Origin of the sequence: Mycoplasma collis ATCC 35278, from assembly GCF_000701825.1 — a bacterium.
Taxonomy (GTDB): Bacteria; Bacillota_I; Bacilli_A; order Mycoplasmatales; family Metamycoplasmataceae; genus Mesomycoplasma_A; species Mesomycoplasma_A collis.
The window spans coordinates 1-1,222 of record NZ_JNJY01000041.1; the positions used below are offsets into that span (position 1 = coordinate 1).

2 protein-coding genes are annotated in these 1,222 nt (G+C 18.7%); both read right to left on the reverse strand.

The window, feature by feature from the left end:
* Positions 1–236: 236 nt before the first annotated feature.
* The gene (locus tag T403_RS0103955; RefSeq protein WP_033161523.1) at positions 237–1,052 is read right to left on the reverse strand and encodes a hypothetical protein; all 816 of its coding nucleotides are present in this window, start codon (positions 1,050–1,052) and stop codon (positions 237–239) included.
* Positions 1,039–1,222: hypothetical protein (locus tag T403_RS04570; protein WP_033161524.1), on the reverse strand; the 184-nt coding region annotated here is incomplete at its 5' end. The genes T403_RS0103955 and T403_RS04570, both read right to left, overlap by 14 nt.

Here is a 1,222-nt window from a genome sequence, read left to right on the forward strand (position 1 = left end):
CGAATTAATGATTTTATTAGTTTTAATTTTTTTTTCATTTTATTCTCCTTTTAATTTTTATATAATTAAATATATTTTTTTTATCTGTATTTTTTCTTATAAATAAATAAAAAGCAAAAAAATGTGCTTTTTTTGTATAAAAAATGACCTTATTTAAATTTTGTGGTTTTTTTAAATTTTAAATAAGATCATTTTTTAAGTAAAAATTAAATATTTATAATGTTTTTCAAATATATTTATTGAACTTTTAAATTATGTTTTTTAATTAATTTTAAAATTTTTTCAATCAATTCATCATGTTCCTGTTCTGATGAAACGTGTTTATCAATTATTGTATACTCCTTAGAAAAAGGCATAAAGCCGTAAATATCAGGTTTTATATCTGTAGTAAATAATTGGTTATATTTTATATGACTTCTTGGTCAATTTCAAAAATATTTTATATTTATTATTTTTTTTTCATCATCATTTTTCTCAATAAACAGATCACTTTTTGATTCGGATGATTTTGTTTGATAAAGAAAAATACTGTTATTCTTAAAAAAATTATTTAATTCTTCTGTTGTCATCCTTTTATTTTTTAAAATATCACTTTTATTTCAAAAATTAAAAATTTTATTATTTTTTTGAATTTCAAAATGTTTTTCTTTAATAAGATTAAAAATTATTTTTCCATTTTGTCCAAAAATTCTTTCAAATTCTTCCACCGTACTTATTATTTTAGAAATTTTACGAAAAGAGTTAGTCCCTTTTTTTTCGTTAAATATTTTTTCATAAACTTCATCTTCGTGTAAAAAAAAATTATTGTTTTTTCTTTCATTTTCTAATATTAATTTATCATAGTCAACATAAAAAACAAAATTATCATTATTATTTTTTCTGATTCATGAAGCTATTTTTTTAATTTCAATTCTACCTTCTTTATAAGAATCTTCTTCATCTCTAAAAATTTGCTGCTTTTTTTGAAACAAAGAACAAGAACTTAAGCTAAAAACACTACAAAGTCCTAAAAATGATAATAATTTAAGTAAAATTTTTTTAATTTTTAACATATGTAACACCTAAAACATCGTTTATTGAATTTTCAAAAATGTTTGAATATTTTTTAACTCTTATCCTATATTTACCAGATTCATTAATATTATAATCAATCACTTCAACATTACTATTTACAACGGTTACTGATTTAACTGTTTCTCATAAATAGCCATTTCATTTTTCT